The sequence below is a fragment of the Streptomyces sp. Root1310 genome, from assembly GCF_001426425.1.
GTDB lineage: Bacteria > Actinomycetota > Actinomycetes > Streptomycetales > Streptomycetaceae > Streptomyces.
The window spans coordinates 1-5,682 of the sequence record NZ_LMEQ01000025.1; the positions used below are offsets into that span (position 1 = coordinate 1).

A 5,682-nucleotide genomic window follows, 5' to 3' on the forward strand; every position below is an offset into this window, starting at 1 on the left:
GCTGACGGGTCGGGTGTCGTTGCGGACGCATCCGTGGCTGGTGGATCACGCGGTGGCGGGGACGGTGCTGCTGCCGGGTACGGCGTTCGTGGAGCTGGCGATCCGGGCCGGTGACGAGGCCGGCTGCGGACGCCTCGACGAACTCACCCTCGAATCGCCCCTGGTGGTGCCCACGGAGGGAACGGTCTCCATCCAGGTGCGGGTCGGGGCCGAGGACGAGGCGGGGCTCCGGCGGGTCAGCGTGCACTCCCTCACGGGGGAGGGGCAGGACTGGGTCCGCCATGCCGACGGTGTGCTCGCCCCGGACGACACGGCGGAGGTGTTCGACCTCGCGGTGTGGCCCCCGGCCGACGCCGAGCCGCTTCCGCTGGAGGGCTTCTACGAGGGCCTGACCGAGTCCGGCTACGGCTACGGGCCGGTGTTCCAGGGCCTGCGGGCGGCCTGGCGACGCGGCGAGGAACTCTTCGCCGAGGTGAGCCTCCCCGAGGACGTCGCGGACGGTGCGTCCGGCTTCGGCCTCCACCCGGCGCTGCTGGACGCGGCTCTCCATGTCGGGCTCACGGACGCGGAACAGGCCGGCCGAGTGCGGTTGCCGTTCGTGTGGAGCGGGGTGACGCTGTTCGCCCAGGGCGCCTCCAGCGTGCGCGTGCGGCTGCTGCCCACGGGCGAGGACTCCGTCTCCGTACAGNCAGGGCGCCTCCAGCGTGCGCGTGCGGCTGCTGCCCACGGGCGAGGACTCCGTCTCCGTACAGGTCGCCGACGTCGAAGGCACTCCGGTCGCGTCCGCCGACGCCGTCGTCACCCGCCTTGCGGTCCCGGGCCAGTTCAGCCACCCGTCCAGTGGGGAACAGGACTCGCTCTTCAGGATCGACTGGACACCGCTGAAGCCGGGCGACGAGGTGTCACCGGACCGGTGGACGGTGCTGGACGAGGGCGCCGCCGGACCGGACGCCGAGAGCCTCCCGGAATTCGTGGTCCTTCCCTGTGGGACGGGAGCCTCCGAGCCCGCCTCCGGCGCGAGCGGCGGTCTCACGCACGCGGTACGTCAAGCCACCGCCGGAATGCTGACGTTCCTTCAGCAGTGGCTCTCCGAGGAACGCTGCACCGACTCACGCCTGGTCGTGGTGACCCGGGGAGCGCTGGGCGCGACCCCCGGCGATGCCGTACCGGATCTGGCGCATGCCCCGGTGTGGGGTCTGGTGCGGTCGGCGCAGACCGAGAATCCGGGCCGGTTCGTGCTCGTGGACCTGGAAGCCGGTACTGACGCGGACGCCGCCCTGGCCGAGGTGCTGCCCAGGGTGCTGGGCTCCGGTGAACCGCAGGTGGTGGTGCGTGCCGGACGCGCGCTGGCGGCGCGTCTGACGCGGTCGACGACCGCGCGGTCGTCGACGGACGGTGCGCTGGTGCCACCGGTCGGCACATCCTGGCGACTGGACCTGACGACCCCGGGCACACTGGAGAACCTGACGCTGGTGCCCTGCACGCCGGAGCCGTTGGGTCCGCTCGATGTGCGGATCGCCGTACGCGCTGCCGGCCTCAACTTCCGTGACGTGCTGATCGCTCTCGGCATGTACCCGGACCCCGGCGCGATGGGCGGCGAGGCGGCCGGTGTCGTCACGGAGGTCGGTTCCGAGGTCACCGGCCTGGAACCGGGGGACCGCGTGATGGGCATCGTCCCGCTGTCCTTCGGACCGGACGCGGTCACCGACTCCCGGACCGTGGTGCGCATCCCCGAGGGCTGGACCTTCGAGCAGGCCGCGTCGGTCCCGGTCGCCTTCGTCACCGCCTACTACGGGCTGGTGGACCTTGCCGGGGTGCGGGCGGGCGAATCGGTGCTGGTGCACGCGGCGGCGGGCGGTGTGGGGATGGCCGCGGTGCAGCTCGCCCGGCACCTGGGCGCGGAGGTCTTCGGTACGGCGAGTCCGGCGAAGTGGGACACGCTGCGAGCCGGCGGTCTCGACGCCGGACACATCGCGTCCTCCCGGACGCTCGACTTCGAGGACACGTTCCGCACGGCCACGGGCGGGCGCGGCGTGGACGTCGTGTTGAACAGCCTGGCCGGTGAGTTCGTCGACGCGTCGCTGCGGCTGCTGCCGCGCGGCGGACGCTTCGTCGAGATGGGCAAGGCCGACATACGGGACGCGGAGCAGGTCGCTGCCGAGCACTCCGGCGTCGCCTACCGCTTCTACGAGATGATGGAAGCGGGCCCGCAGCGCACTCAGGAGATCCTCCGCGAGATCGTGGCACTCTTCGAGCGTGGGGTGCTGACGCAGCTGCCGGTGACGGCGTGGGACGTGCGGCGGGCGGCGGAGGCCTTCCGGTTCGTCAGCCAGGCGCGGCATATCGGCAAGAACGTGCTGACGATGCCGCCCGTGTGGGACCCGGACGGCACCGTGTTGATCACGGGCGGCACGGGCGCCCTGGGCGCGTTGGTGGCCCGGCACGTGGTGGCCGAACACGGGATACGCCACCTGCTGCTGGCCGGCCGGAGGGGCGTGGAGGCGCCCGGAGCACGGGAGCTGCTGGCCGAACTGGAAGCGGCCGGTGCGGATGTGTCGGTCGTCGCGTGTGACGTGGCCGACCGGGACGCGGTGGCCGAGCTGGTCGCCAAGGTGCCGTCCGAACACCCCCTGACCGCGGTCGTCCACACCGCGGGCGTCCTGGCGGACGGCACGATCGCCGCACTGGACGCGGAGCGCGTCGACACGGTGATGCGGCCGAAGGTCGATGCCGTGCTCAACCTGCACGAGGCGACCAGGGATCTGGACCTCGCCGGATTCGTCCTGTTCTCCTCGGCCTCCGGTGCCCTCGGCAGTCCGGGCCAGGGCAACTACGCGGCAGCCAACTCCTTCCTGGACGCCTTCGCCCACCACCGGAGGGTCCAGGGCCTGCCCGCCCTCTCGCTCGCCTGGGGCCTGTGGGCCGAAGCCAGCGGCATGACCGGGGAGTTCAAGGGCGACGACGTCGCACGGATCTCCCGCTCCGGGCTCGCCCCCCTCACCAACGCGCAGGGCATGGCACTCCTCGACACCTCCCTCACCCTGGACGAGGCACTGCTCGTTCCCGTCCGTCTCGACCCCGCCGGACTGCGCGCGCAAGCCGGCGCGGGCACCGTGCCGTCCCTGCTCCGGGGTCTCGTGCGCACACCCGGTCGCCGCGTCGCCACCAGCAAGGCCGGCCGATCCTCCGGCCAGGAGGTATCGGCCCTGCTCCAGCGCCTCGTACAGCTCTCCCACGAGGACCGGACGCGCGCCCTGCTGGACCTCGTACGCAGCCACGCGGCAACCACGCTCGGCCACGCCAAGCCCGACGCCGTGGAAGCCGAACGGGGCTTCCTCGACCTGGGCTTCGACTCCCTGACCGCGGTGGAACTGCGCAACCGCCTCAACACGGCCGTCGGTCTGCGCCTCCCCGCCACCCTCATCTTCGACCATCCGACCCCCGCCGCCCTCGCCCACCACCTGCGCACGGAACTCGTTCCCGACGAGGGCGAGGCAACCGGCGACGCCCCTCGCTTCACCTCGGACAGCGGAGCGGGCGACGAAGGCCGGAGTGCCGAGGAGACGACCCTCGCCGTCGACGACATGGACATCGCCGACCTGATCCGCATGGCACACGGCGAACTCGGCACCACCGAACAGCAACAGGCCGATGCATCACCACAGTTCGAAGCGCCCGGCCACAACGGCGGGCCGGGACGATCCGAAGGGCAGAGCTCGTGACTGACGCGTCGACCGACAAGGTTGTTGGAGCCCTCCGGGCGTCGTTGAAGGAGACCGAACGGCTCCGGCTGCAGAACCGGAAGCTGGAGGACGCGGCCCGGGAGCCCATCGCCATCGTCGGCATGGCCTGCCGCTACGCGGGCGGCGTCCGATCCCCCGAGGACCTGTGGCGACTCGTCGACGAGGGACGGGACGCGGTCTCCGGCGTCCCCGAGGACCGCGGCTGGGACATGGACACCCTCTATGACCCCGACCCGGACGCGCCCGGCAGGACCTACGTCCGCGAAGGCGGATTCCTGAGCGACGCCGGAGACTTCGACGCGGACTTCTTCGCCGTCCCCCCGCGCGAGGCACTCGCCATGGACCCCCAGCAGCGCCTGCTGCTGGAGACCTCCTGGGAAGCGATCGAGCGTGCCGGCATCACCCCCAGGTCACTGCGCGGCAAACACGTCGGCGTCTACTACGGCACCGGCTGGTCCGACTACGTCACCCGACTGCACCAGCCCCCCGCGGAGGTCGAAGGATACTTCGTCACCGGCAGCACCCACAGCGTCATCGCGGGCCGCATCTCCTACGTCTTCGGACTGGAGGGCCCGGCTGTCACCGTGGACACGGCCTGCTCGTCGTCCCTGGTCTCCCTCCACCTCGCCGGCCAGGCGCTGCGCGCGGGCGAATGCTCGCTCGCCCTCGCGGGCGGTGTGACCGTGATGGCCAGCCCCAAGGTCTTCACCGAGTTCAGCCGTCTGCGCGGACTCGCCGAGGACGGCCGCTGCAAGGCCTTCTCGGCATCCGCCGACGGTTTCGGCCCGGCCGAGGGGGTCGGCGTCCTCCTGCTGGAGCGCCTGTCGGACGCCCGCCGCAACGGGCACGAGGTGCTGGCCGTACTGCGGGGCAGCGCCGTCAACCAGGACGGCGCCAGCAGCGGACTCACCGCCCCCAACGGCCCTTCCCAACAGAGGGTGATCCGCGCCGCGTTGGCCAACGCGCGGCTGAACCCGGAAGACGTCGACGTCGTCGAGGCCCACGGCACCGGCACACCGCTGGGCGACCCGATCGAGGCGCAGGCACTGCTGGCCACCTATGGCCAAGGACGCCCGCAAGGACGCCCGTTGTGGCTCGGGTCCATCAAGTCGAACATCGCGCACACGCAGGCGGCGGCGGGTGTCGCCGGGGTCATCAAGATGGTCCAGGCGATGCGGCACGGAGTACTGCCGAAGACACTGCACGTCGATGAGGCGTCGCCGCATGTGGACTGGTCGTCGGGCGCGGTGGAGTTGCTGGCCGAGGCGCGGGAGTGGCCGGAGGTCGATCGTCCGCGGCGGGCTGGTGTGTCGTCGTTCGGGATCAGTGGGACGAACGCGCACGTGATCGTGGAGCAGGCGCCCGAGTCCGCTGTCGGGGCGGTTGCCGAGTCGGGTGTCCGTGTCCCGGTTCCGGTGGTGCCGTGGGGGCTGGCCGGGCAGGCTGAGCGGTTGGCCGCGTTCATCGAGGATCGTCCCGAGACGGACTTGGTGGATGTGGGGTTCTCGCTGGTCGGGTCGCGTTCGGTGTGGGAGCACCGGGCGGTGGTGCTGGGGCGCGATCGGGACGCATTGCTGGGTGGGTTGCGGGAGTTGCCGGTGCGGGGTGTGGCCGGTGAGGGCATGCGGGTGGCGTTCGCCTTCTCGGGCCAGGGGGCGCAGCGAAACGGTATGGGTGCCGAACTGGCGTCTGCGTATCCCTTGTTCGGCGAGGTGCTGGGTGAGGTGGGTAACGCGCTGGGTCTGGATCCCGGCGTGTTCGGGGACGGTGAGCGGTTGGGCCGGACGGAGGTGACGCAGGCTGCGCTGTTCGCTTTTGAGGTGGCGGTGGTGCGGTTGTTGGAGAGTTTCGGGGTGCGGCCTGATGTGTTGATCGGGCATTCGATCGGGGAGATCGCGGCTGCGTATGTGGCGGGGGTGTTCTCGCTGGGGGATGCGGC

The 5,682-nt window shown here is 71.6% G+C and carries 3 protein-coding genes; all 3 read left to right on the forward strand.

Annotated features, from left to right (window positions below; all coding sequences use genetic code 11):
- Positions 1-13: 13 nt before the first annotated feature.
- On the forward strand, positions 14-688 hold a 675-nt coding region (locus tag ASD48_RS45015), incomplete at its 3' end, for a polyketide synthase dehydratase domain-containing protein (protein ID WP_348983232.1).
- Between the two features lie 373 nt (positions 689-1,061).
- The gene (locus ASD48_RS27225) at positions 1,062-3,722 is read left to right on the forward strand and encodes an SDR family NAD(P)-dependent oxidoreductase (RefSeq protein ID WP_107104413.1); all 2,661 of its coding nucleotides are present in this window, start codon (positions 1,062-1,064) and stop codon (positions 3,720-3,722) included.
- Positions 3,719-5,682 (forward strand): type I polyketide synthase (locus ASD48_RS27230; protein ID WP_157880705.1); only part of this gene is annotated, 1,964 nt, incomplete at its 3' end. The genes ASD48_RS27225 and ASD48_RS27230, both read left to right, overlap by 4 nt.

What these genes read in the sequence shown, in the direction of transcription:
- ASD48_RS27225 (WP_107104413.1), top strand. Translation starts at nt 1,062, where the DNA reads ATGCTGACGTTCCTTCAGCAGTGGCTCTCCGAGGAACGCTGCACCGAC.